26 protein-coding genes and 1 tRNA gene are annotated in these 25,824 nt (G+C 62.1%); 12 read left to right on the top strand and 15 right to left on the bottom strand.

The window, feature by feature from the left end; genetic code table 11:
• The first annotated feature begins 239 nt into the window (after positions 1-239).
• The 4 genes from L9B60_RS12425 (at position 240) to L9B60_RS12410 (ending at position 5,379) form a co-directional block, all read left to right on the top strand.
• Complete coding sequence (locus tag L9B60_RS12425) at positions 240-1,838, top strand: ABC transporter permease (protein WP_249679019.1); 1,599 nt, start codon at positions 240-242, stop codon at positions 1,836-1,838.
• Positions 1,839-1,843: 5 nt separating this feature from the next.
• The gene (locus L9B60_RS12420) at positions 1,844-2,659 is read left to right on the top strand and encodes an ABC transporter ATP-binding protein (protein ID WP_438866139.1); all 816 of its coding nucleotides are present in this window, start codon (positions 1,844-1,846) and stop codon (positions 2,657-2,659) included.
• Between the two features lie 16 nt (positions 2,660-2,675).
• The gene (locus tag L9B60_RS12415) at positions 2,676-4,286 is read left to right on the top strand and encodes an arylsulfatase (RefSeq protein ID WP_249679015.1); all 1,611 of its coding nucleotides are present in this window, start codon (positions 2,676-2,678) and stop codon (positions 4,284-4,286) included.
• 118 nt (positions 4,287-4,404) lie between these two features.
• On the top strand, positions 4,405-5,379 hold the full coding sequence (locus tag L9B60_RS12410; protein ID WP_249679013.1) for an AraC family transcriptional regulator: 975 nt from the start codon (positions 4,405-4,407) through the stop codon (positions 5,377-5,379).
• A 109-nt stretch (positions 5,380-5,488) separates the two neighbouring features.
• On the opposite strand, the gene L9B60_RS12405 is transcribed toward L9B60_RS12410, so the two are convergent.
• Positions 5,489-6,826, bottom strand: a complete 1,338-nt coding sequence (locus L9B60_RS12405) for a heavy metal sensor histidine kinase (RefSeq protein WP_249679012.1) — start codon at positions 6,824-6,826, stop codon at positions 5,489-5,491.
• 19 nt (positions 6,827-6,845) lie between these two features.
• A complete protein-coding gene (locus L9B60_RS12400; RefSeq protein WP_249679010.1) occupies positions 6,846-7,520 on the bottom strand; it encodes a heavy metal response regulator transcription factor in 675 nt (224 codons plus the stop codon).
• Positions 7,521-7,656: 136 nt separating this feature from the next.
• On the opposite strand from L9B60_RS12400, the gene L9B60_RS12395 reads away from it, so the two are divergent.
• Positions 7,657-8,130, top strand: a complete 474-nt coding sequence (locus L9B60_RS12395; protein ID WP_249679008.1) for a GlcG/HbpS family heme-binding protein — start codon at positions 7,657-7,659, stop codon at positions 8,128-8,130.
• An 11-nt stretch (positions 8,131-8,141) separates the two neighbouring features.
• Entirely contained in the window at positions 8,142-8,549 is a 408-nt protein-coding gene (gene uraH, locus L9B60_RS12390; RefSeq protein ID WP_249679006.1) for a hydroxyisourate hydrolase, read from the top strand.
• 70 nt (positions 8,550-8,619) lie between these two features.
• Here uraH and L9B60_RS12385 read toward each other — a convergent pair whose 3' ends face one another.
• The gene (locus L9B60_RS12385; RefSeq protein ID WP_249679005.1) at positions 8,620-9,342 is read right to left on the bottom strand and encodes a Crp/Fnr family transcriptional regulator; all 723 of its coding nucleotides are present in this window, start codon (positions 9,340-9,342) and stop codon (positions 8,620-8,622) included.
• 92 nt (positions 9,343-9,434) lie between these two features.
• Between L9B60_RS12385 and L9B60_RS12380 the strand changes: the two genes are divergently transcribed.
• On the top strand, positions 9,435-9,962 hold the full coding sequence (locus tag L9B60_RS12380) for an Mpo1 family 2-hydroxy fatty acid dioxygenase (protein WP_249679003.1): 528 nt from the start codon (positions 9,435-9,437) through the stop codon (positions 9,960-9,962).
• A 49-nt stretch (positions 9,963-10,011) separates the two neighbouring features.
• On the opposite strand, the gene L9B60_RS12375 is transcribed toward L9B60_RS12380, so the two are convergent.
• The 6 genes from L9B60_RS12375 to dibA form a co-directional block, all read right to left on the bottom strand.
• On the bottom strand, positions 10,012-11,004 hold the full coding sequence (locus tag L9B60_RS12375; RefSeq protein WP_249679001.1) for a sulfate/molybdate ABC transporter ATP-binding protein: 993 nt from the start codon (positions 11,002-11,004) through the stop codon (positions 10,012-10,014).
• A 3-nt stretch (positions 11,005-11,007) separates the two neighbouring features.
• A complete protein-coding gene (gene cysW / locus L9B60_RS12370; RefSeq protein ID WP_249678999.1) occupies positions 11,008-11,880 on the bottom strand; it encodes a sulfate ABC transporter permease subunit CysW in 873 nt (290 codons plus the stop codon).
• 13 nt (positions 11,881-11,893) lie between these two features.
• Complete coding sequence (gene cysT, locus L9B60_RS12365; protein ID WP_249678997.1) at positions 11,894-12,712, bottom strand: sulfate ABC transporter permease subunit CysT; 819 nt, start codon at positions 12,710-12,712, stop codon at positions 11,894-11,896.
• 100 nt (positions 12,713-12,812) lie between these two features.
• The gene (locus tag L9B60_RS12360; RefSeq protein WP_249678995.1) at positions 12,813-13,826 is read right to left on the bottom strand and encodes a sulfate ABC transporter substrate-binding protein; all 1,014 of its coding nucleotides are present in this window, start codon (positions 13,824-13,826) and stop codon (positions 12,813-12,815) included.
• Between the two features lie 77 nt (positions 13,827-13,903).
• Positions 13,904-14,086, bottom strand: coding sequence for a sulfur starvation response protein OscA (oscA, locus tag L9B60_RS12355; protein ID WP_028943833.1), 183 nt, complete (start codon positions 14,084-14,086; stop codon positions 13,904-13,906).
• 167 nt (positions 14,087-14,253) lie between these two features.
• A complete protein-coding gene (gene dibA, locus L9B60_RS12350; RefSeq protein ID WP_249678994.1) occupies positions 14,254-16,125 on the bottom strand; it encodes a phosphodiesterase DibA in 1,872 nt (623 codons plus the stop codon).
• Between the two features lie 147 nt (positions 16,126-16,272).
• Here dibA and desA point away from each other — a divergent pair, with 147 nt between their 5' ends.
• Positions 16,273-17,457 (top strand): delta-9 fatty acid desaturase DesA, encoded by a 1,185-nt coding sequence (desA, locus tag L9B60_RS12345; RefSeq protein WP_249678992.1) that lies wholly within the window; start codon positions 16,273-16,275, stop codon positions 17,455-17,457.
• Between the two features lie 148 nt (positions 17,458-17,605).
• Positions 17,606-18,595 carry a GGDEF domain-containing protein gene (locus tag L9B60_RS12340; protein WP_249679726.1) on the top strand — a complete coding sequence of 330 codons (990 nt, stop codon included), beginning with the start codon at positions 17,606-17,608 and terminating at the stop codon, positions 18,593-18,595.
• An 80-nt stretch (positions 18,596-18,675) separates the two neighbouring features.
• Here the strand turns inward: L9B60_RS12340 and L9B60_RS12335 are convergent, their stop codons facing one another.
• The 3 genes from L9B60_RS12335 to gabD all read right to left on the bottom strand — a co-directional run bounded on the left by L9B60_RS12335 (position 18,676) and on the right by gabD (position 22,909).
• Positions 18,676-19,884: an HDOD domain-containing protein gene (locus L9B60_RS12335; RefSeq protein WP_249678990.1), complete on the bottom strand. Its 1,209-nt coding sequence runs from the start codon at positions 19,882-19,884 to the stop codon at positions 18,676-18,678.
• Between the two features lie 131 nt (positions 19,885-20,015).
• Positions 20,016-21,293: a 4-aminobutyrate--2-oxoglutarate transaminase gene (gene gabT / locus L9B60_RS12330; protein WP_249678989.1), complete on the bottom strand. Its 1,278-nt coding sequence runs from the start codon at positions 21,291-21,293 to the stop codon at positions 20,016-20,018.
• Positions 21,294-21,466: 173 nt separating this feature from the next.
• On the bottom strand, positions 21,467-22,909 hold the full coding sequence (gene gabD / locus L9B60_RS12325) for an NADP-dependent succinate-semialdehyde dehydrogenase (RefSeq protein ID WP_249678988.1): 1,443 nt from the start codon (positions 22,907-22,909) through the stop codon (positions 21,467-21,469).
• Between the two features lie 348 nt (positions 22,910-23,257).
• On the opposite strand from gabD, the gene L9B60_RS12320 reads away from it, so the two are divergent.
• Positions 23,258-23,334: transfer RNA gene (locus L9B60_RS12320), tRNA-Arg, on the top strand.
• A 107-nt stretch (positions 23,335-23,441) separates the two neighbouring features.
• On the opposite strand, the gene L9B60_RS12315 is transcribed toward L9B60_RS12320, so the two are convergent.
• From L9B60_RS12315 to L9B60_RS30475, 3 genes are all read right to left on the bottom strand, one after another.
• Complete coding sequence (locus tag L9B60_RS12315; RefSeq protein ID WP_249678987.1) at positions 23,442-24,080, bottom strand: NADH:ubiquinone oxidoreductase subunit N; 639 nt, start codon at positions 24,078-24,080, stop codon at positions 23,442-23,444.
• Between the two features lie 172 nt (positions 24,081-24,252).
• Positions 24,253-24,492 carry a DUF2789 family protein gene (locus tag L9B60_RS12310; RefSeq protein ID WP_249678986.1) on the bottom strand — a complete coding sequence of 80 codons (240 nt, stop codon included), beginning with the start codon at positions 24,490-24,492 and terminating at the stop codon, positions 24,253-24,255.
• Positions 24,493-24,584: 92 nt separating this feature from the next.
• On the bottom strand, positions 24,585-24,719 hold the full coding sequence (locus L9B60_RS30475; RefSeq protein ID WP_283780610.1) for a hypothetical protein: 135 nt from the start codon (positions 24,717-24,719) through the stop codon (positions 24,585-24,587).
• On the opposite strand from L9B60_RS30475, the gene L9B60_RS12305 reads away from it, so the two are divergent.
• Complete coding sequence (locus L9B60_RS12305) at positions 24,718-25,062, top strand: NfeD family protein (protein ID WP_249679725.1); 345 nt, start codon at positions 24,718-24,720, stop codon at positions 25,060-25,062. The two genes, L9B60_RS30475 and L9B60_RS12305, sit on opposite strands and share 2 nt — an antisense overlap.
• A complete protein-coding gene (locus L9B60_RS12300) occupies positions 25,062-25,817 on the top strand; it encodes a slipin family protein (RefSeq protein WP_438866138.1) in 756 nt (251 codons plus the stop codon). The genes L9B60_RS12305 and L9B60_RS12300 overlap by 1 nt, the downstream gene beginning before the upstream one ends.
• Positions 25,818-25,824 lie beyond the last annotated feature (7 nt).

The following is a 25,824-nucleotide window of genomic DNA, read 5'->3' as shown; positions in this document are numbered from 1 at the left end:
TATAAATAAAATACTAATAAAGAACATTTTAATAACTATAGGGAATATAAGCGGCTAACCCTAACCAATGCGAGGCCATGCATGAACAGCATGGAAAATATTCAACGAATGCATTGGATGCAGTACGCCGCTCAGCATTAAATGACGCTCTTATCCTTTTATTGCATCGATTTTAATTTTATTAGATCGATAAAGAATAACTAAATGCGCATTGGTTGTTAGCGCAAGGGAGGTCTGACTTGGCCCGTGATTCGCTTCTCAGCCTGCCCCTGGCAGCGCCGCCACTGCAACCGCAACGGCGCTGGCCCAGCGTGGGCCGCCGCCTGCAGGCCTGGTATGTGCCCGCTCTGATTTTTGCCCTGTGGTGGCTGGCCGCCCGCGAGCAATGGATGAGCGAACAGATCCTGCCAGCACCTTCGCTGGTATGGCAGAGCGCGCTGGACCTGGCGGGTGGCGACCTGTGGAGCAACCTGTGGATCAGCCTGCAACGGTTGTTCTGGGGGTTGCTGGCGGGCATCGCCGGCGGTGCGGTACTGGGCGCCTGGCTGGGTTTTAGCCGCCGCGCCGAACGGCTGGTGCTGCCCACCTTCGGCGCCTTGGCGCAGATCCCGACCCTGGCCTGGATCCCGCTGTTCATGGTGTTCTTCGGCATCGGCGAAACGCTCAAGCTGGTGGTGCTGGTCAAGGCCATCGTGGTGCCCGTCACCCTGCACACCCTGGTCGGCGTGCGTGACGCCCAGCCGCGCTTGCGCGAAGCCGCCTCGGTATTGCGCCTGCCCACCCACCTGTTGATCCGCCGGCTGATTTTGCCTGCCGCCCTACCCTCGTTCATGGCCGGCGTGCGCCTGGCACTGGCGGCGGGCTGGTCATCGTTGCTGGCGGTGGAGTTGCTGGCCTCCAGCGAAGGCATCGGCTACCTGATGGTGTCGGCACGCCAACTGTTCATGCTCGACATTGTCTTCGTTTGCATCGCCGTGATCGGCGTGGTCGGCGTAGTGATGGACCGCAGCATCGGCTGGGCCGATCGCAAGCTGGTGCACTGGCCCCACCCGCCCACCGCCCAATTGACGCGCGGCCCACGCCTGCAAGGCTGGCAGCGCCTGACGTCCTGGTGGCTGCCACTGGCCCTGCTGGCGTTGTGGCAAGTCAGCCATCAACTGCAATGGGTAGACGCGAACATTCTGGTGTCACCGCTGCAAGTGCTGCACAGCACCTGGGCCGGGATTGCCGACGGCAGCCTGCCCCAGGCCATGCTGCTGAGCCTGGGCCGCACCTTGGGCGGCCTGTTGCTAGGCGGCCTGGCCGGTTTCGGCCTGGGCCTGTTGCTGGGTTTGAACAAGCCCGCCGAACGCCTGTTGGGCCCAAGCCTGGCGGGCATGCGGCAAATCGCAATCTTTGCCTGGGTACCGCTGCTCACTGCCTGGTTTGGCTTGGGCGAAGGCGCCAAGTGGGTGTTCGTCGCCCTCGCGGCTTTCTTCCCTCTGTACATCGCCACCCAACGCAGCGTCGCCAGCCTGTCGCCGCAACTGGCCGAGGCGGCGCAAGTGCTGCGCCTTAGCCTCTGGCAACGCCTGGGCCGGCTGGTGCTGCCGGGCGCTGCACCGGGCATCTTCGGCGGCCTGCGCCTGAGCCTGATCTACGCCTGGCTGGGCACCATCGGCGCCGAATACTTCATGCCGTCCAACGGCGGCATCGGCAGCCTGATGATCGGCGCCCAACAACTGCTGCGCATGGACACCATCATGAGCGGCATGCTCCTGGTCGGCCTGACCGGCGCAGCGCTAAACACCCTCGGACAACGCATCGAAGCGCGCGCTACGCGCTGGAGACACGCATGAACGCATTGACCCAACCTATCGTCAGCTTCAACCACGTCGGCAAATTGTTCGAGGTGGACGGCGGCCAACTGGAGGCCATCCGCGAGTTCAACCTGGACATCGCCGAGGGTGAGTTCGTCGCCATCGTCGGCTCCAGCGGCTGCGGCAAATCCACCCTGTTGCGCTTGCTGGTGGGCCTGGACACGGACTTGCGTGGCGAGATCCGCGTGGACGGCAAAGCGGTCAGCGGCATTGGTGGCGAGCGCGGCATCGTCTTCCAGGAGCACCGCCTGTTCCCTTGGCTGACCGTAGAAGACAACATCCGCCTGGGCCTGGTCAACGAGCCCCTGAGCGCCGAGCAAAAGCACAAACGCGTCGCCGACTTCATCGACCTGGTGGGCCTGAGGGACTTCACTCGTGCTTATCCGCACCAACTCTCGGGCGGCATGGCCCAGCGCGTGGCCATCGCCCGCGGCTTGGTCGCCAGCCCGCGCATCCTGTTGCTGGACGAACCCTTCGGCGCCCTCGACGCGTTGACCCGCCAGCAAATGCAGGACGAACTGCTGGCGATTCGCGAACGCGCCAAGATCACCACCATCCTGGTAACCCACGACGTCGAGGAAGCCATTTACCTCGCCGACCGCGTGGTGGTCATGGAGCCGCGGCCCGGTCGCATCAAGCGCGTGGTCGAGGTGGGCCTACCGCGCCCGCGCCAACGCAGCCAGTTCGACTTTCACCAACTGCGTGAAGAATTGCTGCACGAACTGACCAACGACGACCACTACGTAACCCCATTGCCCGAGCAGATCCGCGATCTGCACCCGGCCTTTATCGCTTGCTGAACAGAGGATGGTTTTGATGAGCCAACGCCCCAACTTTCTGGTAATTCTGGCGGACGATCTCGGGTTCTCCGACATCGGCGCCTTCGGCGGCGAGATCGCCACGCCGCACCTGGACAAACTGGCCACCGACGGCCTGCGCCTGACCGACTTTCACACCGCGCCCACTTGCTCGCCGACCCGCTCAATGCTGCTGACCGGCACCGACCACCACATCGCTGGCATCGGCACCATGGCCGAGGCGCTGACCCCCGACCTGATCGGCAAGCCGGGCTATGAAGGCTACCTGAACGACCGCGTGGTGGCCCTGCCCGAACTGCTGCGCGAAGCCGGCTACCAAACCTTGATGAGCGGCAAATGGCACCTGGGCCTGACCGCGGAACTGGCGCCCCACGCCCGGGGTTTCGAGCGCTCGTTCTCGCTGTTGCCCGGTGCCGCCAACCATTACGGTTTCGAGCCCACCTACGACGACCAGACCCCTGGCCTGCTCAAATCCACGCCGGCGCTGTACATCGAAGACGACACCTTCGTGCAAGAGCTGCCCAAGGACTTCTATTCCTCCGATGCCTTTGGCGACAAGCTATTGCAGTACCTCAAGGAGCGCGACCAGAGCCGGCCGTTCTTCGCCTACCTGCCCTTTTCCGCACCGCATTGGCCGCTGCAGGCGCCTGCCGACCTGGTGGCCAAGTACAAGGGCCGCTACGACGCCGGCCCCCACGTGCTGCGCGCCGAACGCCTGGCAAAGCTGCGTGAGCTTGGCCTGGTAGATGCCGACACCGAAGCGCACCCGCTGCTGGAGTTGGGCTTTGAGTGGGCCGACTTGACCGACGAGCAGCGGCAAATATCGGCGCGGGCCATGGAGGTGTACGCGGCAATGGTCGAGCGCATGGACTGGAACATCGGCCGAGTGGTCGAGTACCTGCGCAACCAGGGCCAACTGGACAACACCTTTATCCTGTTCATGTCCGACAACGGTGCCGAAGGCGCGCTGCTGGAAGCCTTCCCCAAGTTCGGCCCGGAGTTGCTCACCTACCTCAACAAGCACTACGACAACAGCCTGGCCAACGTCGGCCGCGCCAATTCCTACGTCTGGTACGGGCCAAGCTGGGCCCAGGCGGCCACCGCCCCCTCGCGATTGTTCAAGGCCTTCACCACCGAGGGCGGGATCCGCGTGCCGGCGTTGGTGCGCTACCCGCAGCTGGCCCGCCAAGGCGAAATCGGCCATGGCTTCGGCACAGTGATGGACGTGACCCCGACCATCCTCGACCTGGCCGGCGTTCGCCACCCCGGCACGCGCTGGCAGGGTCGTGAGGTGGCGGCCGTACGCGGCAAATCGTGGCTGGGGTATCTGAGCGGCGAAACCAACGAGGTGCACGATGACAACACCGCCACCGGTTGGGAATTGTTCGGCCGCCGCGCCATTCGCAAGGGCCACTGGAAAGCCGTGTGGATACCGGGCCCGGCAGGCCCGGCGACGTGGCAACTGTATGACCTGAGCCAGGACCCGGGCGAGATCCACGACCTGGCCCTGAGCCAACCGCAGAAACTGCAAACCCTGATCGGCGAATGGCAGAAATACGTCGAGGAAACCGGTGTGGTGCTGAGCCAGTCACCGTTCCAACCCGACTGAGCCTTGGCAGGTTCACCACCGGGCGGTGGTGAACCTGTGCATTCAGTCTGGCCGCGCTTGCAAAAACACCCCGCATGCTTTCATTCTGCGTCCATGGAGCGTGACGCAGTGAATGGCCATGAACGAACCGACTTCCCTCGCCAGCTGGACCCGTGCCCTGCGTAAGCAGCTGGATGCCATCGGGCTGGACAGCGCCGCCCTGTGCCTTCAGGCCGGGCTTGATCCGCTACGGGTGGAGGAATCCAACGCACAGTTCCCCCTGAGTGCCACCAACGCGTTGTGGCAACTGGCCGTGCAGGCCAGCGGTGATCCGGCGATTGGCTTGCGCGTGGCCCGCTTCGTCAGCCCCAGCACCTTCCATTCCCTGGGCTACGCCCTGATCGCCAGCGAAAACCTGCGCGAGGTATTCGAGCGCATTGTGCGTTACCACCAGGCCAGCGATGCCCTGACCCCCACCTTAAGCCGCGAAAATGGCCGCTACGTACTGCGCCTGCAAGCCACCGACGATTACCCGGCACCCGCAGCCGAAGCCATCGATGCCTTTGCCGCGATCTACGTGCGCACCTGCCGCAACCGCCTGGGCCCAGACTACGCGCCGCTGGCCGTGCGCCTGACCCGCGCCCGCCCGCAAGACCCCAAGCCGTGGCTCACAGTGTTCCGCTCACCCATCCACTTCGATGCCGAGCAAGACAGCCTGGAGTTTGCCTGCGCCGATTTCGACTGCCACCTGGACGACGCCAGCCCGCAGGATGCGTCGCCGGAAATGCTCCAGCCGCTGACCTGGGAACGCCGCGTGGGCGATGCAATCGAGCGGTGCTTGCCACGGGGCGTGCCGTCAGCCGATGAGGTGGCCGAAGTAATGCGTTTGAGCCTGCGCAACCTGCAACGGCACCTGGCCGACGAGGGCTGCAGGTTCGATGCCTTGCTGGATCAGTGCCAGCAGAACCTGGCGCTGCAGTACCTCAACGACCCGGACCTGCCACTGAGCGAGATCGGGCACCGCTTGGGTTTTGCCGATGCCGGCACGTTCATCCGCGCGTTCAAGCGCTGGACCGGGATTTCGCCGGGGCAATACCGCAACAACCTCGCGTAGTAGGCGCGGATTTATCCGCGAAGCCGCCGACGCAACTTGCCTGACACACCGTGGTGTTTTCGCGGGTAAATCCGCTCCTACAGGGGAGGCCGTAGCCTGGGGTGCGGATTTATCCGCGAAGCGGCCAGCACAAATTAAACGTGGTACCCCGCCCATCGCTGACCACCTCGACACTTCCCCCATGCAACAGCATGATCGACTTCACGATCGCCAACCCCAACCCGCCCGAGTCCCCAGGTTCGGCACGCGACGGATCCACGCGGTAAAACCGATCGAATAGCCGCCCAAGGTGTTGCGGCTCGATCGCAGGCCCGTGGTTATGCACACTCAATTGCCCGCTCAAAGTGATGGTGGTGCCCGGCGTGGCGTGGCGCACGGCGTTGGCCAGCAGGTTGCCCAGCGCCCGTTGCAGCAGTTGCAGGTCGGCGTGCAGGGTGCCACCGAGCTGATTGCTCAAGGTCAGTTCGCGATCTGCCGCCAGCGCCTCGAAGTAGTCGCACAATTCGTCGCCCAGTTCGTGCAGGTCGATGGCCTGGCGATTGACCAGGCGCTCGCCATAATCAGCCCGCGCCAGGAACAGCAGGTTCTCGACCATGCGGTTGAGACGCTCGTATTCCTCGACATTGGAGGCCAACAGGTCCTGGTATTCCGCCGCGCTACGGGGTTGGCTCAGGGCCAGGCCGGTGCTGCCCAGCAAGTTGTTCAATGGCGTGCGGATCTCGTGGGCCAGGTCTGCGGAAAACAGCGAAAGCCGCCCGAAGCCATCTTCCAGGCGCGCCAGCATGCCGTTCAAGGCCTGCACCGGTGCGTGCATTTCCGCGGGGATGTCGTGCAGCACCAGACGCTGGTCCAGGCTGCGCTGATCGATACCGGCGACGCTGTCGGCCAGGTTGCGCAAAGGTCGCAAGGCCCTGCGCAGCAGTAACAGGCCAATGGCGAACGCCAGGAAAGCCCCCATTACCACGGCGACATACACCCGCAGCCGATAGCTGGCCAGCATCGCATCACGCTCGGTGGTCTGCTTGCCCACCACCACCTGCAACGGCTCGCCATTGGGGCCCTGGGCCAGGCCTGCCAGCCAAGACAGCAGCGGGTCGCCGTGGATGTCTTCACGCCGTGGCCCACGCTCGGCAGGGATGGGTGCCAGTGCCGGCAAGGTCAGGCCGTGGGGGTTGATGCGGATCACCGAACTGCCGTCGGCACGGTCCACCAGCAACAGGCTTTCCTGGCTGCCGAGCATGTTCTGGTACAGCCGTGGGCGTTCTTGCAGGGCTTCCAGGCTGTCGCTGTCATGCAACAAGGCACTCACCTGTTCCAGGCGACCGAGCAGCGCCACATCGTCACGAAAGGCAATTTCTGCTGCCAGCGAGCGATACAGAAACACCCCCGCCGCGCTCAACACCACGGCACACACCAGTGCGAACGCCAGGGCCAACCGCCAGGCCATGGAGCGCCCCCTTGCCGCTTCACTCATCTGGCGCTTGCAACTGGTACCCGACGCCGCGCACGGTGTGGATCAACTTGGGCATATATGGGTCGTCGACCTTGGCGCGCAAGCGGCGCACGGCCACCTCGACCATGTTGGTGTCGCTGTCGAAGTTCAGGTTCCACACCTGGGAGGCGATCAGGGTACGCGCAAGTACCTCGCCACGGCGGCTGGCCAACAGATGTAGCAGGGCGAATTCCTTGTTGGTGAGGCTGATGCGCTGGCCGTTGCGGCTGACCCGGCGGCGCGGCACGTCCACCTCCAGGTCGGCAATGTTGTACACCTCGATCTCCCGAACCGGGCCGCGGCGCAGCAGGGTTTTCACCCGGGCCAGCAACTCGGCGAAGGCAAAGGGTTTGACCAGGTAATCATCGGCACCCAGCTCAAGACCGCGCACGCGGTCTTCGATGGAATCCCGGGCGGTGAGGAACAGCACCGGCGTTTCGCCGCGCTGGCGGATCAGCTTGAGCAGTTGCCAGCCATTGAGCCCCGGCAGCATCACATCGAGGATGATCAGGTCATAGTCTTGCTGCTCGATCAGATAGCGCCCATCCAGGCCGTTGGCCGCCACATCCACGACAAAGCCTGACTCACCCAGCCCCTTGGCCAGAAATTGAGCAGTCTTGGCTTCGTCTTCCACAACCAGCAAACGCATGGCACACCTCATTTGATCCATTGCATAGGCTAGGCCTGTATGGCCGTTATTCCCATTACAAAGTTGTAATCGAACCGACGGAGTCCTGTCGGGCGTGGCTGCTTAAGGTGGCAACCCCAGCCCAAGGAGCCCGACCATGCTTGTTCGCACCCTGTTTATCAGCCTTGCCAGTGCCATCGCCCTGCCCGCCATGGCCGCCCTGCCCCAGCACCCCGACCTGGACCTGGCCACCGCGCTAAAACTGGCCGACGCCAGCCGCGCCCGGTGCACCTCGGCGGTCACCGTGCTGGACCGTGGCGGCAACCTGATCGTGCAACTGCGCGCAGACAACGTGGGCCCGCACAACACCGACGCCAGCCGCCGCAAAGCCTACACCGCGCTGTCGACCAAAAGCCCGACCCGCGCCTTCGCCGAACGCGCCCGTAATAACCCGGAGGCGGCCAACCTCAACACCCTCGACACCTTGCTGCTGCTCGGTGGCGGCGTGCCGTTGTTCGAGGGCCGCGAACTGGTCGGTGCCCTGGGCATTGCCGGTGCCGGCGGCGCTGAACAGGACGAAGCCTGCGCCATCAAAGCCGCCCAACAACTGAACCTGAACACCCACCCTTGAAGGAGCCTGCAATGAACCTGATCAGCAAAACCCTGGCCGTATTGAGCCTGAGCGGCCTCTCTGGCCTGGCCCTGGCGGCCAACCCGTTGAGCGTGCACGTGTTGAACCTGGAGACCGGCGTGCCTTCGCCCGGCGTGGAAGTGACCCTGGAGCAGCACGTCGGCCAGGACTGGCAGATGCTCGCCCACGGCACCACCAACGAACAAGGGCGCATCGCCGAGCTGTTCCCGGCAGACAAGCCGTTCAAGGCCGGCGAATACCGCGTGGTGTTCAAGACCGGCGAATACTTCAAGCGCACCCAGCACGAGACGTTCTTCCCGCAAATCCCGGTGATCTTCGAAGTGAAGGCCACCGACCAGCACTACCACATCCCGCTGCTGCTCAGCCCGTATGGGTTCAGCACCTATCGCGGTTCGTAGGCTAGCCCCTCCTCGGTAGGCGTGGCGGCCCGGCGTCCCGATTCATCCGCGAAAAGAACACCAGGGTGCATCAAGGAGACCGTGGCGCGATTTTCGCGGATGATTCCGCTGCGACACAAGCGGCTAGCTGGGCCATATCCAGGATCTCGATTTCGCCGTAGCCCAGGCGCAGTACGCCTTGCTGCTGCAAATCCTTGAGGATCTGGTTGGTGGTTTGGCGCGACAGCGAAAGCATCAGCGCCAACTGCTCCTGACCCAATTGCAACACCCGCCGCGAGCCGTCGATTTCGCCGTAGCCTTGGGCGATCATCAGCAGCCGGCTGGCCACCCGTGGCGCCGCCGCCATCAAGCTTTGCTGTTCGAGCACCACAAACATCAGGCGCAGCTTCTGGGTCATCAACAGGGCGAAGTCACGCCAGTAAGGTGGGTGCTCGGCCAACAGCGCAGTCAACGCCGGTTGCGGCACCCACACCAGGGTGCAGGCCACTTCGGCGTAAGCGTCGTGGGTGCGCGGCTGGCCATCGAACAGGGCGATCTCACCAAACCAATGAGGCGCCTCTACCAGCGCTAGCAGCGCTTCCTTGCCTTGCTCGCTGACGGCGCCAATGCGCATCGCGCCCTCCACCACCGCATAAAGACCACTGGGCGGCTCGCCGCGCTGGAACAGGCACTCCCCAGCCGCCAGGCGCTGCAACCGCGCGGCCTGCAGCAGGCTATCCTGAAGGGACAGGGGCAACTGGCTGAACCAATGGCCGTTCAACAGCCGTGGCCGCCAGGCAGATACCTCGTTCATCGAAACCGCCTCGTGCAGGGAATGTCGGCTAGCTGACAGAGCATGGGGCCACCGGGGGCGCATGATCAATCATCCCCACCAGAGGCATAACAATGAAAAACCTCGTCGAGCACCTCAGTCAATACGCGGCTTACCACCGTGACCCGCGCAATATTGCCAGCCACTTTATCGGCATCCCGATGATTGTAGTCGCGGTGACCGTGCTGCTCTCTCGCCCAGGCTTTTCGACCGGCGGGCTGTGGCTTTCACCGGCGTTGCCGGCGGCCCTGGCGTCGGTGTGGTTTTACCTGCGCCTGGACCTGCGCCTGGGTGCGCTGATGACCGGGTTGCTTGCCTTGTGCCTTTGGGCTGGCGCGGCGTTGGCGGTGCAAACAACGATGGCCTGGCTCAGTGCCGGGCTTGGCCTGTTTGTACTGGGCTGGGTGATCCAGTTCGTGGGCCACCATTACGAAGGGCGTAAACCGGCGTTCGTCGACGACCTGAGCGGATTGATCGTGGGGCCGTTGTTCGTGGTGGCGGAAATCGCATTTCTGCTGGGCCTTTGCCAGGGGCTAAAGCACGAGATAGAGGCGCGAGCCGGTGAGGTTCGGCGGCGTGAGGTGGTACGCCTTCGCGGATAAATCCGCCCCTACAGATAACCGGTAGGAGCAGATTTATCCGCGAAAAGCATCACGCGATATTCGCCACTTTTTGCCAAACCTTGGGTTTGAAAAATAACGTCTCACCCTTCGCCAAGCCGGTCAGGCTGTCGTGGTCTTTCACCACTTCGGCCTCGATCAGCTCGCTCTGCCCTTCCACTTTCAACGTCACGCGGGTGGTCGCGCCCAATGGGCGGATGTCGCGTACTTCGGCAGCGTGGTGGTCTTCCAATTCCGAGCGCGACAGTGAGACTTCGTGGGGGCGGAATAGCACGTGGTTGTCTTCGCCCAGGTGCAGGCGGTTCGAGTCGCCCAGGAAGTGATAGACGAAATCGCTGGCCGGGTTCTCGTAGACTTCGCCCGGCGAGCCGATCTGCTCGATCACGCCTTTGTTCATCACCACGATGCGGTCGGCCACTTCCATGGCTTCTTCCTGGTCGTGGGTCACGAACACCGAGGTCAGGTTGATGTCTTCGTGCAAGCGCGCCAGCCAGCGGCGCAGCTCTTTACGCACCTTGGCATCCAGCGCGCCAAACGGCTCGTCGAGCAACAGCACTTTCGGCTCGACCGCCAAGGCACGGGCCAAGGCGATACGCTGGCGCTGGCCGCCGGACAACTGCTCCGGGTAGCGGTCGGACAACCAGTCCAGTTGCACCATGTTCAGCAGTTCGTGGACTTTCTCAGCGATGCGCGTTTCGTTCGGGCGCTCGCCCTTGGGCTTCATGCGCAGGCCAAAGGCGACGTTGTCGAACACCGTCATGTGGCGGAACAGCGCGTAGTGCTGGAATACAAAACCCACGTTGCGGTCACGCACATCCGTGCCCGACACGTCTTCACCGTGGAACACGATGCTGCCCTGGTCGGGGGTTTCCAGCCCGGCGATGATCCGCAGCAGGGTGGTCTTGCCGCACCCGGACGGGCCGAGCAAGGCCACCAACTCGCCACTCTGGATATCCAGGTTGATGCTGTTCAGGGCCTGGAAGGCGTTGAAGCGCTTGCTGACATTACGAACTTCGATCGACATGAATTATTCCTCCGCCGCACTGTTGCGCAGACGGTTAATACGGTTCTCGCTCCACTGCTTGAGCAGCAGGATGAAGAGCGCCATGATCAGCAACAGGCTCGCCACGGCAAACGCCGCGACGTGGTTGTATTCGTTGTAGAGGATCTCGACGTGCAGCGGCAAGGTATTGGTGACGCCGCGGATATGCCCCGACACCACCGACACCGCACCGAACTCGCCCATCGCCCGCGCGGTGCACAACACCACGCCATAGATCAGCCCCCACTTGATGTTCGGCACGGTCACGTGCCAGAACATCTGCCAGCCGTTGGCCCCCAGCAGGCGCGCGGCCTCTTCTTCCTGGGTGCCCTGTTCCTGCATCAGCGGGATCAGCTCGCGGGCCACGAAGGGCACCGTCACGAAGATGGTCGCCAGCACGATGCCCGGCAAGGCGAACACGATCTGGATGTCGTGGTCCTGCAACCACGGCCCGAACAAGCCCTGGGCGCCGAACATCAATACGTAGACAAGGCCCGCGATCACCGGCGACACCGAGAACGGCAGGTCGATCAGCGTCACCAGGATGCTTTTGCCGCGAAACGAGTACTTGCTCACGCACCAGGCAGCGCTCACGCCGAACAACACGTTAAGCGGCACCGAAATCACCACTGCGATCACCGTGAGCTTGAGTGCCGACAGCGCATCTGGCTCGAAGATCGCGGTGAAGAAGGCCCCCAGGCCCTGGCTCAAGCCCTGGGACACCACGATCAACAGTGGCAACAGCAGGAACAGCGCGAACACCAGCCAGCCGAGGCTGATCAGGACGATGCGCGAAACCGGGCTACCGCGGCGCGAAGCGTTGGCCACCGAGGCGGCCGATATGGAATTGGCAGACATGCTCAACGCTCCTTCAAGGGGTTTCGATGCGCCGCTGAAGCAAATTGATCAGCAGCAGCAGAATGAAGGAAACCACCAGCATCATCACGCCGATGGCCGTGGCGCCGGTGTAGTCGTATTGGTCCAGCTTGACCATGATCAGCAGCGGCAGAATCTCGGTCTTCATTGGCATGTTGCCGGCGATGAAGATGACCGAACCGTACTCGCCCACGCCACGGGCAAAGGCCAGCGCAAAGCCAGTCAGCCAGGCGGGCAACAGGGCCGGCGCAAGGATGTAGCGGAACACCTGCAGCGGCTTGGCTCCCAGGCAGGCAGCGGCCTCTTCGATTTCCCGGGGGATATCGGCCAATACCGGCTGCACCGTGCGCACCACGAAAGGCAGGGTCACGAAGGTCAGCGCCAGGGTGATGCCCAGCGGGGTATACGCGATCTTGAAGCCAAGGTCCGCTGCCAGTCTGCCGACCATGCCATTGGGCGTGTACAACGCCGTCAGGGCAATACCGGCCACGGCAGTGGGCAGGGCGAACGGCAGGTCGATCATCGCATCGATGATCTTGCGCCCCGGGAAGGTGTAGCGCACCAGTACCCAGGCCAACAGCGTGCCGATGATACCGTTGATGATGGCCGCGCAAAGGGCCGTGCCGAAGCTCAACCTGAGCGCGGCCAGTACCCGCGGCGCAGTGACGATGGTCCAGAACTGGTCCCAGGTCAGCTGCGCGGCATGGATGAACATGGCCGCCAGCGGTATTAGCACAATCAGGCTGAGGTACACCAAGGTGTAGCCCAGCGTCAGCCCGAAGCCGGGTATGACGGGGGAGATGCGACGCGACATAAAAGTCCTTGGTTCAGAAGCAGCTAAAAGCTGCAAGTCACCCGCTTCAAGCTAGAAGCAGGTCATCTTGCAGCTCACCACTTGCAGCTTGAAGCTGCCGTTATTGCGCTTGGTAGATCTGGTCGAACACGCCGCCGTCATTGAAGAACTTCGGTTGCGCGGTTTTCCAGCCGCCGAAGTCCTTGTCGATGGTTGCCAGGGTTTTCACTTCCTGGAACTGCTTGGCGTATTGCGCAGCGACAGCCTTGTCACGTGGGCGGTAGAAGTTCTTCGCAGCTATCTCCTGGCCTTCCTTGCTGTACAGGTGCTCAAGGTAGGCTTTGGCGATTTCTTCGTTGCCCTTCTTCTCGGCATTCTTGTCGACCACGGCCACTGGCGGTTCGGCCAGAATCGACACGGAAGGTACGACGATATCGAACTTCTTGTCACCACCGTCTTCTTTCAGCGCCAGGTAGGCTTCGTTTTCCCAGGCCAGCAACACGTCACCCTGGCTGTTGTTGACGAAGGTAATGGTCGAGCCGCGGGCACCGGTGTCCAGCACGGGCACGTGCTTGAACAGGGTTTGCACGTATTCCTTGGCCTTGGCCTCGTCACCGCCGTTGGCTTTCAGGCCGTAGGCCCAGGCGGCCAGGAAGTTCCAGCGGGCGCCGCCACTGGTTTTTGGGTTGGGGGTGATCACCGAGACGTCCTGTTTGATCAGGTCGTTCCAGTCGTGGATGCCTTTAGGGTTGCCCTTGCGCACCAGGAACACGATGGTCGAGGTGTACGGGGTGCTGGCATCCGGCAACTTGGTTTGCCAGTCGGCCGGCAGGGTCTTGCCCAGCTTGGCGATTTCGTCGATGTCACCGGCCAGGGCCAGGGTCACCACGTCGGCGCGCAGGCCGTCGATCACCGCGCGGCCTTGTTTGCCGGAGCCGCCGTGGGACTGTTTGATGTCGACCTTGTCGTCCGGGTGGGCTTTTTTCCAGAAGTTGACGAATTCGGCGTTGTAGTCCTGATACAGCTCACGTGTCGGGTCGTAGGACACGTTGAGCAGTTCGTAGTCCTTGGCGACTGCGGAACCGGCGAACAGGGCGCTGGCGAGTGCGGCCAGGGCGTAGTGACGGATTGACATGGTGAAGCTCCCCGAAATGAATTCCAATGCGTTGGCTTTTTCTTATGTGTCGCGCGCTGCGAGGCCCTTGGCTGATATCAGCCAGGTTTGTTACCTGGATTCTGCAGGCGGAATTTTTCTTTGCGTTCGATCTGTACCACTTGGGCGTTGTGCACAGTGATTTCCACCGCGCCAAAACGCAGGTCACGCAGCGCACTCTGAATTTCGCGCAGAATGGTGGCTTCGTCCTGTCCGTCAACGCTACGCAGAGATGCGCTCATGATGTGCTCCTGAATAATGGGGTGCTGGTATCCTGGAGCCCATAGTAGTCAGGCGCGGTTATGCTTAAAAATACTATTTAAGAATTTTCATATAACCAGAATGGTGTTGCGTGGTTAGCAGATAAATCTGTAGGAGCGGATTTATCCACGAAGCGGCCGCCTCGGTCTCAAGCCCAGGCAATATCGCCAGCAGGCACAGGCCGTCCGAACCAGTAGCCCTGGCCCAGTTCGCAACCGTGCTTGAGCAGGAAGTCGGCCTGTTCGGCCTGCTCGATCCCTTCGGCATGCACCTGCATGCCCATGCTGTGCGCCAGGGCGATGATGGCGCGCACGATGGCGATGTCATCGTCATCGCCGGGCAGGCCGGCGACGAAGCCCTGGTCAATCTTCAGCTTTTGCACAGGCAGGCGCTTGAGGCGTAGCAACGACGAATAACCCGTGCCGAAATCATCGATGGCCAGGGTAAGGCCCAGCTCACGCAAGCGATGCAACTGCTCCAGCGCGACTTCCGGGTCATCCATGACCGCACTTTCAGTGACTTCCACTTCGAGGAAGGCAGGGTCAAGGCCGGTTTCTGCCAGTACCTGGGCGATCTGCTGGTACAGCACCCTGCCGGCAAACAGCCGGCTGGAGACATTGACCGCGACAAAGTCCAGGGCCTTGCCCTCGGCCTGCCACTGACACATCTGCTGGCAAGCCTGGCGCAACACCCAGGCATCGATATCGGCAATCAGGCCGCTGCGCTCGGCAATCGGGATGAATTCACCCGGTGGCACCAGGCCGCGTTGCGGGTGCTGCCAGCGCACCAGCGCCTCCATTCCGACCTGGCGGCGGCTTCGCAGATCGTGCACGGGCTGGTAATAAACCCGCAGTTCGTCCTGGACCAGGGCGCGGCGCAATTCACTGCTCAGGCCGACGCGCTGCTGCGCGTGGGCGGTCAACTCTTCGGTGTACAGCGCATAGCCGGCGCGGCCATTGCTCTTGGCCTTGAACAACGCCGAGTCGGCATTGCGTAACAGTTGCTCGGGGTTCAAGGCATCACTGGGGAACAGGCTTATCCCGATGCTCGCGCTGATGAACAGGCTGTGGCCTTCCAGTAGAAAAGGCGGCTTCAAATCGTCGAGCAGCCGTTGCGCCAGCGTCGCTGCCTGCGCGATCTGTTCGCAGCCCTCGACCAACAGCGCGAACTCGTCGCCCCCCAGGCGCGCCAGGGTGACACCGCTATCGCAGCGGCCTTGCAAGCGCTCGACCACGGCCTTGAGCAACTGGTCGCCCACGGCATGGCCAAGGCTGTCGTTGAAGCTCTGGAAGTGATCCAAGTCCAGCAACAAAAGGGCGCAGCCCTGGCGTTTGGCCAACGCCTGCTCGGCGCGGTCGCTGAACAACAGGCGGTTGGGCAAGTCGGTCAGCGGGTCGTGATGGGCCAGGCGGCTGAGCTCGCATTCGTTGTGCTTGATCGCGCTGATATCGGAAAACACAGCCACGTAGTGGCTGACCTGGCCGTGATCATCACGCACGGCACGGATGGTTTGCCATTGCGGATAGATCTCGCCGCTTTTGCGCCGGTTCCAGATCTCACCACTCCACTGCCCCGCCTCGGCGAGGGTGCCGAACATCTGCTGGTAGAAGTCGGCGGCATGGCGCCCGGACTTGAACTTGTTGGGGTTATGCCCCACCACTTCACCCTGGCGGTAACCGGTGATGTCCATGAACGCGCGGTTGACGTGCACGATGCGCCCGCGCAGATCAGTCACCAGCACACCCTCCAGGGTGCAGTCGAACACCGCCGCGGCCATGCGCAGGCGCTCGCGGTCGGCCAACCCGGAGGCATCGGCCCGGGGAGCGCGAACCCGCAGAAAAAACACCACTGCGGCGCTGAACAGCAACCACAGGGCGCCGTTGATCAGCTGCCACCTTGCTAGCGCAGGCGATTCATCGAAAAGGCTGTTCAATAAATGATCAGTCGCGACAAACCAGATGACCGAAACCAGCAGGTAAAGCGCAGCCGCGCGCAAAGCGCCGCGATAGAAACCAGGCATAGGGTCAAAGAAGCCACACGGAAAGATAGGACATTATAGAATAGAAACATTCAGCCACTCTTATCTAAAAGCCGCGCTGGTTTTATCCGCGCGCATGCCGATAATGCGGGTTGATGTTTATCTTTTCTTTCGAGGGCCCCAAAGCCTATGTGGTACAACGGTTTTCTTGACCTGTCCGTGTGGCAACTGGTGGCAGTGACCCTGCTGCTGACCCACGTGACCATCGTCAGTGTCACCATCTACCTGCACCGCTACTCCGCGCACCGCTCCCTGGAGCTGAACGCCGGGCTCAAGCATTTCTTCCGTTTCTGGCTGTGGCTGACCACGGCGCAGAACACCCGCGAGTGGACCGCCATCCACCGCAAGCACCACGCCAAGTGCGAAACCGTCGATGACCCGCACAGCCCGGTCATCAAAGGCCTGTCCACAGTGCTGCGCAAAGGCGCCGAGCTGTACCGCGAAGAAGCCGAAAACCCGGAAACCCTGCGCATCTACGGCAAGAACTGCCCGCAAGATTGGGTCGAGCGCAACCTGTACTCGCGCTACCGCCTGGGCGGCATCGGCATCATGCTGGCGCTGGACTTGTTCCTGTTCGGCGCGCTGGGCCTTACCGTGTGGGCTATCCAGATGATGTGGATTCCCTTCTGGGCCGCTGGCGTGATCAACGGCCTGGGCCATGCCGTGGGCTACCGCAACTTCGAATGCCGCGACGCGGCCACCAACCTGGTGCCGTGGGGCATCATCGTCGGCGGCGAAGAGCTGCACAACAACCACCACACCTACCCCAACTCGGCCAAGCTCTCGGTACGCAAGTGGGAGTTCGACATGGGCTGGATGTGGATACGCCTGCTGAGCATGGCGCGCCTGGCCAAGGTGCAGCGCGTGGCGCCTATTGCCCACCGCGTGGAAGGCAAGGGCAGCCTGGACATGGACACCGCCATGGCCATCCTCAACAACCGCTTCCAGATCATGGCCCAGTACCGCAAGCTGGTGATCGCGCCGCTGGTGCAACAGGAACTGATGAAGGTCGACGAATCGGTGCGCCACCAGTTCCGCCGCGCCAAGCGCCTGCTGTCGCGCGAAACCAGCCTGCTGGACGAGCGCCACCATGTACGCATCCAGACCATGCTGGAGCACAGCCAGGCCCTGAAGGTGATCTACGAGAAGCGCCTGGCCTTGCAGCAGATCTGGGCCCGTACCAGTTCCAACGGCCACGACATGCTCGCCGCCATGAAAGACTGGGTGCATGAAGCCGAAGCCAGTGGCATCCAGTCGTTGCGCGATTTCGCCGCCCAACTCAAGACTTACTCGCTGCGCCCCGCCCTCGCCTGACACCGTCCATCGGGGCGCCCCGCTCTGGGGCGCCTTTGTTGGAACTTCGTTACAATTTTTTCATCTTAATAAAGATCGCCAGTGCGGCGGCTACGCTGTGGCCGGCTGTCAGTCGCTCCAGCCCAGCGCCTATCGAGATGCAGTGATGATGGTCATCAAAAAACCCCAGGCTCCATCCTTCCAGCACATGCCAGCGGCCGCCGAAACCTTGCTGGCGCTGATGCACGCCCAAGGGGAGGTCGCCCGCCTGAGCGAGCGCGAGCAATTGTTCAGCTCGCTGTTGGTCAGCGTCAACGCAGTGCTATGGGCGTTCGACTGGGAAAGCCAGCAAATGATCTACGTAAGCCCTGCCTATGAGCGCATTTTCGGGCGCTCGGCCGGGCTGCTGTTGGCTGACTACAACGAATGGCGCGACAGTATTTACCCCGACGACCTGGACTACGCCGAGCGCAGCCTGGCCGAAGTACTGGAAAAAGGCGCCATCGAAGACCGCGAGTACCGCATTATCAGCGCCGACGGGCAAATCCGCTGGCTCAGCGACAAGTGCTTCGTCAGCCAGCAGAATGATCCTGGCCAACGAGTAATCGTGGTCGGCATTGCTGAGGACATCACCGAAAAGAAGCAATTGGAAGGCGAACTGCAGCGTCTGGCCACCACCGACGTGCTCACGCAAAGCAGCAACCGCCGGCACTTTTTCGAATGCGCCCACCGCGAGTTCGAACAGGCGCGCTTGCAAGGTTCGCCCATCGGCTTCCTGCTGCTGGACATCGATGACTTCAAGATCATCAACGACACCTATGGCCACCAGGAAGGCGACCTGGTGCTGCAACGCATCGCCGACAGTGGCAAGGCCGTATTACGTCGTGGCGACCTGTTCGGGCGTATCGGTGGCGAGGAGTTCGCCGCGGTGTTCCCGGGCTGCGCACCGGAAATGGCCAAGCAGATCGCCGAGCGCCTGCAACGCGAGATTCAGCGCTTGAGTTTTACCCATGACGGGCAGGTGTTTGGCGTGACGGTGAGCCAGGGGCTGACCGGCATACAGCCGCAGGACGAGATATTGGACACGTTGTTTTCGCGGGCGGATGCGGCGATGTATCAGGCCAAGCGGCGGGGCAAGAATCAGATTGTTTTGGCTTGAGCGTAGGCCCCTTTCGCGGATGAGCCGGGACGCCGGACCGCCGTTCCGGTAGCAGCGGATTTATCCGCGAAAAGCACACCTCAAACCCGACGCAACCGCACCAACTCCGGCAGGCCCACCTTCAACAGCCTCGCCGTCTTGCCCTTGGCGATTAACTCAAGGCTGTCCTCAGGCTTCATCCGCGCCAATTGCCCGGCCAGGTTCATCGCCAAGGCTTCTCGCGAATACACCCCACCCCCCAACTGGTAGATCGAGGCGATCAGCTCGCGCAGCTCCAGCGGCAAGCGCCAGCGGGTGCGCAGGGCCGAGCCGTAGGCCGCGCCAAAGTCGGCCAGTGACTGGCTGACCTGCGCGGCCTCCAGTGCGCCACCGGCCAATTTCCATTCCTGCAACGCGCGCAGCAGCGCCAGGTCGCCCAGGCAGTGCAACAGCCCCGCGCAGTAACAACGCTCCTGGTCCAGCTCCAGCAAGCGGGCAAAGGTGCGCGCATATTCGGCGGTGTGCAGCGATTGCTGCCAGAAACGCTCGGCGTGCACGCCAAGGTCAGGGTCGCTGAGCTTGGCGCTGCGTTTGAGCGTCAGGCCCAGCACCAGGTTCATGCTTTGCGTGGCACCCAGCTTGTTCAGCGCCTGCATCAGCGTTTGCACGGCGCCGTCGCGATGGTGCGCGGCACTGTTGGCTGCGGCGATCAACACGGCGGTTATCTGCGGGTCTTTGCGCAAGTCCTCTTCCAGCAACTTCAGGTTCAGGCCCTGGGGGTGGAGGCTACGCTTGACCGCCGTGTGCACGTCCGCCAGCAGAGGGCCACCGTCGGAATGCTCGCGACGGTGCTCCAAGTAGCGGGGCAGCTGGATGCCAGGGGTTAACGCCGGAATCTCGCAGGCTACCTCCTGGCCGACTTCCAGCAGCAGGTCGTGCAGGCGCTGCTTGAGCGTCTCCATGTTCAGCGGCTTGGTCAGGTACGCCGTGGGGTGGTACGGCAAGGCCTCGCGCACGCTGGCGATATCGCCACGGTCGCTGAGCATGATGAATGGTACGGGCGCGGCCGCTGGGCGCAAACGCACATTGCGCAGCAGGTCCAGGCCATCAATACCGGGCAGTTCGCGGGCCGCGATGATCAGGTCAGGCTGCTGGTCGAGCAAGGCCAGGGCCTGGCGGCCGTCCCCGCACACGTCCAACACGGCATCGCAGCGTACGCTCAACAGCAACTGGCTGAGCAGGTCGCGCATCCAGGGTTCCGCTTCGGCGATCAACACGCGCGGCACCACCGGCTTTTGCTCTGCAGTCATTGAGCTCGCTCCTTGGGCATTACCTTCACCATAGTCAACCTCAGGCTGTAGACCTACAGGTTAACGGCCAGACTTTCCCATAGATGAAAAAAAACCCGCCGAAGCGGGTTTTTTGTCTAGCCCATCACATCTCAGAGTTCGGAGAAGCACTCTTCGATGATGGCCAGGCCTTTGTCCAGCAGGGTGTCTTCTGCGGTCAGCGGGACCAGCACGCGCAATACGTTGCCGTAAGTGCCGCACGACAGCAGGATCAGGCCCTTGTCACGCGCCTTGGCCACAACCGATGCCACGGCAGCCGCGTTTGGCTTGTGGCTGTCGCCGCCTTCGAACAGCTCGACCGCGATCATCGCGCCCAAGGCACGCACTTCACCGATTACCGGGTACTTGGCCTGGATGGCGCGCAGGCCAGTCACCAGGCGCTCGCCCACGGCCTTGCTGCGGTCCAGCAGGTTTTCTTCTTCGAACACTTCCATCACGGCCAGGGCCGCGGCGCAGGCGATCGGGCTACCGGCGTAGGTGCCGCCCAGGCCACCCGGTGCGATGGCGTCCATGTACTCGGCCTTGCCGCACACACCGGCCAACGGGAAGCCGCCAGCGATGGACTTGGCGAAGGTGGTCAGGTCGGCAGCAACGCCCATCTGTTCCATCGCAAAGAAAGTACCGGTACGGCCAGCGCCAGTCTGCACTTCGTCGGCGATCAGCAGGATGCCGTGCTGGTCGCACAGGGCACGCAGGCGCTTCATGAACTCTTTAGGCGCGACGTAGAAACCGCCTTCGCCCTGCACTGGCTCGATGATGATGGCAGCGATGTCACGCGGCTCGGCATCGTTCTTGAACACGCGCTCGATGCTGGCGATCGAATCGTCGATGCTCACACCGTGCAGTTCGTTCGGGTACAGGGCGCGGAACACGCCGCCTGGCATCAGGCCCATGCCGGCCGAGTAAGGCACGACTTTACCGGTCAGGCCCAAGGTCATCATGGTACGGCCATGGTAAGCGCCGGTGAAGGCGATCACGCCAGCACGGCCAGTGGCAGCACGGGCGATCTTCACGGCGTTTTCAACGGCTTCGGAACCGGTGGTCACCAGCAGGGTTTTCTTGTCGAAAGCACCCGGTACGCGAGCGTTGATCTTCTCGCACACTTCAACGTAGGGCTCGTACGCCAGCACCTGGAAGCAGGTGTGGGTGAGCTTGTGCAGTTGCGCTTCAACGGCGGCGATCACTTTAGGGTGAACGTGGCCGGTGTTGAGTACCGCGATGCCGCCGGCGAAGTCGATGAATTCACGACCTTCAACGTCGGTAACCGTAGCGTTCTTTGCCGATTCGGCGAAGATCGGGTGGATTTGACCAACGCCACGTGGAACGGCTGCCTGGCGGCGTTGCATCAAGGATTCGTTTGTCTTGCTCATGGGTTTCCTCATTCGCCGCTCATCGGTCGGCGTGGTTCAAGGATCAAGCGGCGGAATCTGCGGCAACAGCATACGATGATCGACTGCTGCGGCGTCCCGGCCACCAAGGGGTTCTTGCATTACAAAACCGGCGAGACGACGCTCTCGCGCCCCGCCGGTGGTTTACCTGGCTCTCAGACCGAGATGCACAGGTATTTGATTTCCAGATAGTCTTCGATGCCGTACTTGGAGCCTTCACGGCCCAGGCCGGAGGCCTTGATGCCGCCAAACGGCGCCACTTCGTTGGAGATCAGGCCGGTGTTGATACCCACCATGCCGTATTCCAACGCCTCGGCCACGCGGAACACGCGGCTCATGTCACGGGCATAGAAGTACGAAGCCAGGCCGAACTCGGTGTCGTTGGACATCGCGATCACTTCGGCTTCGTCTTTGAAACGGAACAGCGGCGCCAGTGGGCCGAAGGTTTCTTCCTTGGCCACGGCAGCGTTCTTCGGCACGTTCACCAATACGGTTGGCTCGAAGAAGTTGCCTTCCAGGCTGTTGCCACCGGTCAGCACGGTGGCGCCTTTGCTCAGGGCATCGGCGATGTGTTCCTTGACCTTGGCCACGGCCTTGTCGTCGATCAGCGGGCCGGTGGTGGTGCCTTCTTCCAGACCGTTGCCGATCTTGAGCTTCAGCACGGCGGCTTTGAGCTTCTCGGCAAACGCATCGTACACGCCGTCCTGCACGTAGATGCGGTTGGCGCATACGCAGGTCTGGCCGTTGTTGCGGTACTTGGAGATGATCGCACCTTCGACGGCCTTATCCAGGTCAGCGTCGTCGAACACGATGAACGGCGCGTTGCCGCCCAGTTCCAGGGACACTTTCTTAATGTCCTTGGCGCATTCGGCCATCAGTTGGCGACCGATCTCAGTGGAGCCGGTGAAGCTCAGCTTGCGTACGATCGGGTTGCCGGTCAGCTCGCTGCCGATGTCGCCGGCGCTGCCGGTTACAACGCTGAACACGCCTTTCGGAATGCCGGCGCGCTCGGCCAGTTCCGCCAGGGCCAGTGCCGAGAACGGCGTCTGCGAAGCAGGCTTGAGCACCATGGTGCAGCCAGCGGCCAGGGCCGGGCCGGCTTTACGGGTGATCATTGCCGCCGGGAAGTTCCACGGGGTAATGGCCGCGGTCACGCCGATCGGCTGCTTGATCACGATCAGGCGCTTGTCTGGCTGGTGGCCGGGGATGGTGTCGCCATAGACGCGCTTGGCTTCTTCGGCGAACCACTCGATAAAAGAGGCGGCGTAGGTGATTTCGCCTTTGGCTTCGGCCAGCGGCTTGCCCTGTTCCAGGGTCATCAGGCGCGCCAGATCGTCCTGGTTCTCGATCATCAGTTCGAACCAGCGACGCAGTTTGTTGGAGCGCTCTTTGGCGGTCAGTGCACGCCAGGCCGGTAGGGCCTTGTCCGCAGCTTCGATGGCGCGGCGGGTTTCGGCTGCGCCCATCTTAGGCACGGTGCCGAGGATCTCACCCGTTGCCGGGTTGTTGACCTTGATGGTCTGGCCGCTGTCCGCGTCTGCCCAAACCCCGTCCAGGTAGGCTTTTTGACGGAACAACTGGGTGTCTTTAAGCTGCATGTCGGCTTCCTTAACAGCACCGTGCACGCACGGGGCATATTGTTGATTTGTAGTAAGGGCGTCTCCAGGACTGCCGTCAGGATTCATCCACCGGGCTTGAGCATCAATAGCGCACAAAATGTAACCCGCGCGGATCAGCACCCAGACAAGAGCGTTTGAAATCTCAAACGAATCCTAGGGTCAACCGGGGTAAAGGACAATAGTCTGTTCGAAAAAAAGAACAAAAAAGCCCTTGGCGCGGTCCTTTTCGGATCAGCGTGGAGTTTTGACCGCAAACTGTGCGAAATGCCTCACACGTTCGTCGCAATAGACGCCCACCGCCTAGATGGGTATCATGGCGCCCGCGCTGCACCAGTAGCTCAGCTGGATAGAGTACTGCCCTCCGAAGGCAGGGGTCGTGGGTTCGAATCCCGCCTGGTGCACCATATAAACGAAAAAGCCCCGGGGCGTATGCCTTGGGGCTTTTTTGTGGGCGTTTGGTTCGCAGCGACTGTAGGAGCGGATTGATCCGCGAAGCAGCCCCCACCGGCGCTCAGCTGTACTCACTCTCCAACTCATCTAACTGATGATCAAACGCCCGTAGCCGCGCCGACCACGTATACACCAGCGTCTCCAATTCCCGATCGATCACCGCCCCGCCCTTGCGGTTGGCCGTGCCGGGGTCGCAAAAGTCCAACAGGTAACGCTGGCGCGCCATCGCCGTGGCCACGCTGGACAGTTCGCGCGCGTTGACCAGCCAGCGCGGGTCGTTGCTGTGCAGTTCTTCGTCGAGCATCTGGCAGTGGCGCTTGAGGGCTTCGAGGGATTTTTCCAACGGGGTGCCGGTCAGTTCGCCCATCACCTCCTGGAAGGTGCGGCCCGGTTGCCAGTAAGTGCCCCAGAAGTAGCGGTCGAACACGGTTTCGACTTTGCGCAGGGCCACCTTGGTGTCCCAGATGCGCACCAGGGTGTGGCCTTGGTTTTCCTGTCGTTTCTTGACTTGGGCAGTTTCGTATTTAGACCAGGCCAGCACTGCGAATGCCAGTACCCCGATCATGGCCAGCGCGCTGTTGAGGAAGACCAGGGCCTTCTCGATCTGGTGCGCTTGAATGACTTCGTACAGGTAGGTGCCAACCAGCAAACCCAGTGCCGATGTGGCGCACCAGAACCCAGGAGCATAGGAGTCTTTCATAATTATTATCATCCCATTGACCCATGGTCAGCGATGACTGAAAGCTCCGCGTGTGTGTTGCCGCGCAGTCATGAACAGACCACTAGAACCCGATAGATCAGAGCATAGCAATGCTTTGAAATAAAATGTCCGGGTGTGGCAAATGGTTCAGAGCAGCAGATAAGCGGCGCGTTTAACGCACCTTGTGCAGCATCAGGTTCAGTTCGTCGATGGCCACGGCCCAATCGGAATCCTGCTTGATGCCCTCCTTCAAAAAGGCCCGCTGGCCTTCAGACCAGAATTCGGCCTGGTGCAGGTACTCATCCTTTTTCAGCGGCGAATGGGTGGTGACGAATTTCTCGATGCTGGTCATGTCCGAATCCAGGCCGAGCTGTTCGAACAGCGCAGGCAGGGTGTTGGCTTGCAATTGCATGGTGTGCTCCTGGGGGTCAACTAAACTGTAAGGATAGCCCTGCACGTCTAGCTCAAGTGCAGTACGGAGATCATGTGGACAGCATCATGGTACTAAGTGTTCACCAGGCCGCGTTCGGGATGATCGTGTTCGGCCTGGTGCTGATCGCCCTGGAGGCGCTGTTGCCCAGCTTCGGCGTGGTGGGTGCCTGCGGGTTGCTCGCGCTGTTGGTGGGGCCTGGTGGTCATGGTAGACGTGCAGGGGCCAGGGATCCTGGTGTCGGCGCCGTTGATAGTGGCGATCGCGATACTGGGGGTGGCTTTGCTGGTGTTGGTGGTAAACATGGCCTTCAAGGCCCGCAAGCGTAAACCGGTGGGTTTCGACAGCGCCTTGATGGGTGCCGTGGCCACGGTATCGGCACTGCGCGAGGGTAACCCCTGCGCCGGCTGGGTGCACTTGCAAGGCGAGCAATGGCAAGTGCTGAGCGCCGCCCCTTTGCACACCGGGCAACCGGTCAAGGTACTGGCGCGCCGCGGGGTTCAATTGGAAGTCGGGGCGCTCGAAGCGACACCTCGCCAAGGAGACAAATGATGTTCGTGCAACTGGGTTTCCCGGTACTGCTGGTACTGGTGGTGGCCGTCGCGATGTCGACGTTCCGCATCTTGCGCGAATACGAACGCGGGGTCGTGTTCCAACTGGGGCGCTTCTGGCAGGTAAAAGGCCCCGGCCTGATCATTCTGATCCCGGTGGTGCAGCAGATGGTGCGGGTGGACCTGCGCACCGTGGTGCTGGATATCCCGCCGCAAGACGTGATCACCCGCGACAACGTCTCGGTCAAGGTCAATGCGGTGCTGTACTTCCGCGTGCTAGACCCACAAAAAGCGATTATCCAGGTCGAGAACTTCCTGATGGCCACCAGCCAACTGGCGCAGACCACCCTGCGCGCGGTACTCGGCAAGCATGAGCTGGACGAGCTGCTGGCCGAACGCGAACGGCTGAACATGGACATCCAGCAGGTGCTGGATGCGCAAACCGACGTGTGGGGCATCAAGGTCGCCAATGTCGAGATCAAGCATGTCGACCTGAACGAGTCGATGGTAAGGGCGATTGCCAAGCAGGCCGAGGCCGAGCGCGAACGGCGGGCTAAGGTGATCCATGCCGAAGGTGAATTGCAGGCTTCGGAAAAACTGATGCAAGCCGCCGAGATGCTCGGGCGCCAGCCGGGCGCGATGCAGTTGCGCTACATGCAGACGCTCAGTTCGATTGCCGGCGACAAGTCGTCGACCATCGTGTTCCCGCTGCCCATCGAATTGCTGAAGGGGATGGCGGATTTGTCGCGCAAATAGGAGCGGA

Source organism: Pseudomonas abieticivorans (genome assembly GCF_023509015.1).
GTDB lineage: Bacteria > Pseudomonadota > Gammaproteobacteria > Pseudomonadales > Pseudomonadaceae > Aquipseudomonas > Aquipseudomonas abieticivorans.
The sequence above is the reverse complement of the archived record's forward strand: the minus strand, read 5'-3'. Positions and strand labels throughout refer to the sequence as shown.

Excerpts from the sequence above, each read along its gene's own strand:
- L9B60_RS12315 (WP_249678987.1), bottom strand. The coding sequence starts at position 24,080 with ATGAAAGACTCCTATGCTCCTGGGTTCTGGTGCGCCACATCGGCACTG.
- L9B60_RS12340 (WP_249679726.1), top strand. The coding sequence starts at position 17,606 with ATGGTCATCAAAAAACCCCAGGCTCCATCCTTCCAGCACATGCCAGCG.
- L9B60_RS12395 (WP_249679008.1), top strand. The coding sequence starts at position 7,657 with ATGCTTGTTCGCACCCTGTTTATCAGCCTTGCCAGTGCCATCGCCCTG.
- L9B60_RS12380 (WP_249679003.1), top strand. The coding sequence starts at position 9,435 with ATGAAAAACCTCGTCGAGCACCTCAGTCAATACGCGGCTTACCACCGT.
- gabT (WP_249678989.1), bottom strand. The coding sequence starts at position 21,293 with ATGAGCAAGACAAACGAATCCTTGATGCAACGCCGCCAGGCAGCCGTT.
- cysW (WP_249678999.1), bottom strand. The coding sequence starts at position 11,880 with ATGTCTGCCAATTCCATATCGGCCGCCTCGGTGGCCAACGCTTCGCGC.
- dibA (WP_249678994.1), bottom strand. The coding sequence starts at position 16,125 with ATGCCTGGTTTCTATCGCGGCGCTTTGCGCGCGGCTGCGCTTTACCTG.
- L9B60_RS30475 (WP_283780610.1), bottom strand. The coding sequence starts at position 24,719 with ATGACCACCAGGCCCCACCAACAGCGCGAGCAACCCGCAGGCACCCAC.
- uraH (WP_249679006.1), top strand. The coding sequence starts at position 8,142 with ATGAACCTGATCAGCAAAACCCTGGCCGTATTGAGCCTGAGCGGCCTC.
- L9B60_RS12305 (WP_249679725.1), top strand. The coding sequence starts at position 24,718 with ATGGTAGACGTGCAGGGGCCAGGGATCCTGGTGTCGGCGCCGTTGATA.
- desA (WP_249678992.1), top strand. The coding sequence starts at position 16,273 with ATGTGGTACAACGGTTTTCTTGACCTGTCCGTGTGGCAACTGGTGGCA.
- oscA (WP_028943833.1), bottom strand. The coding sequence starts at position 14,086 with ATGAGCGCATCTCTGCGTAGCGTTGACGGACAGGACGAAGCCACCATT.
- cysT (WP_249678997.1), bottom strand. The coding sequence starts at position 12,712 with ATGTCGCGTCGCATCTCCCCCGTCATACCCGGCTTCGGGCTGACGCTG.
- L9B60_RS12360 (WP_249678995.1), bottom strand. The coding sequence starts at position 13,826 with ATGTCAATCCGTCACTACGCCCTGGCCGCACTCGCCAGCGCCCTGTTC.
- gabD (WP_249678988.1), bottom strand. The coding sequence starts at position 22,909 with ATGCAGCTTAAAGACACCCAGTTGTTCCGTCAAAAAGCCTACCTGGAC.
- L9B60_RS12410 (WP_249679013.1), top strand. The coding sequence starts at position 4,405 with ATGAACGAACCGACTTCCCTCGCCAGCTGGACCCGTGCCCTGCGTAAG.
- L9B60_RS12385 (WP_249679005.1), bottom strand. The coding sequence starts at position 9,342 with ATGAACGAGGTATCTGCCTGGCGGCCACGGCTGTTGAACGGCCATTGG.
- L9B60_RS12375 (WP_249679001.1), bottom strand. The coding sequence starts at position 11,004 with ATGTCGATCGAAGTTCGTAATGTCAGCAAGCGCTTCAACGCCTTCCAG.
- L9B60_RS12310 (WP_249678986.1), bottom strand. The coding sequence starts at position 24,492 with ATGCAATTGCAAGCCAACACCCTGCCTGCGCTGTTCGAACAGCTCGGC.
- L9B60_RS12400 (WP_249679010.1), bottom strand. The coding sequence starts at position 7,520 with ATGCGTTTGCTGGTTGTGGAAGACGAAGCCAAGACTGCTCAATTTCTG.
- L9B60_RS12405 (WP_249679012.1), bottom strand. The coding sequence starts at position 6,826 with ATGGCCTGGCGGTTGGCCCTGGCGTTCGCACTGGTGTGTGCCGTGGTG.
- L9B60_RS12335 (WP_249678990.1), bottom strand. The coding sequence starts at position 19,884 with ATGACTGCAGAGCAAAAGCCGGTGGTGCCGCGCGTGTTGATCGCCGAA.
- L9B60_RS12415 (WP_249679015.1), top strand. The coding sequence starts at position 2,676 with ATGAGCCAACGCCCCAACTTTCTGGTAATTCTGGCGGACGATCTCGGG.
- L9B60_RS12300 (WP_438866138.1), top strand. The coding sequence starts at position 25,062 with ATGTTCGTGCAACTGGGTTTCCCGGTACTGCTGGTACTGGTGGTGGCC.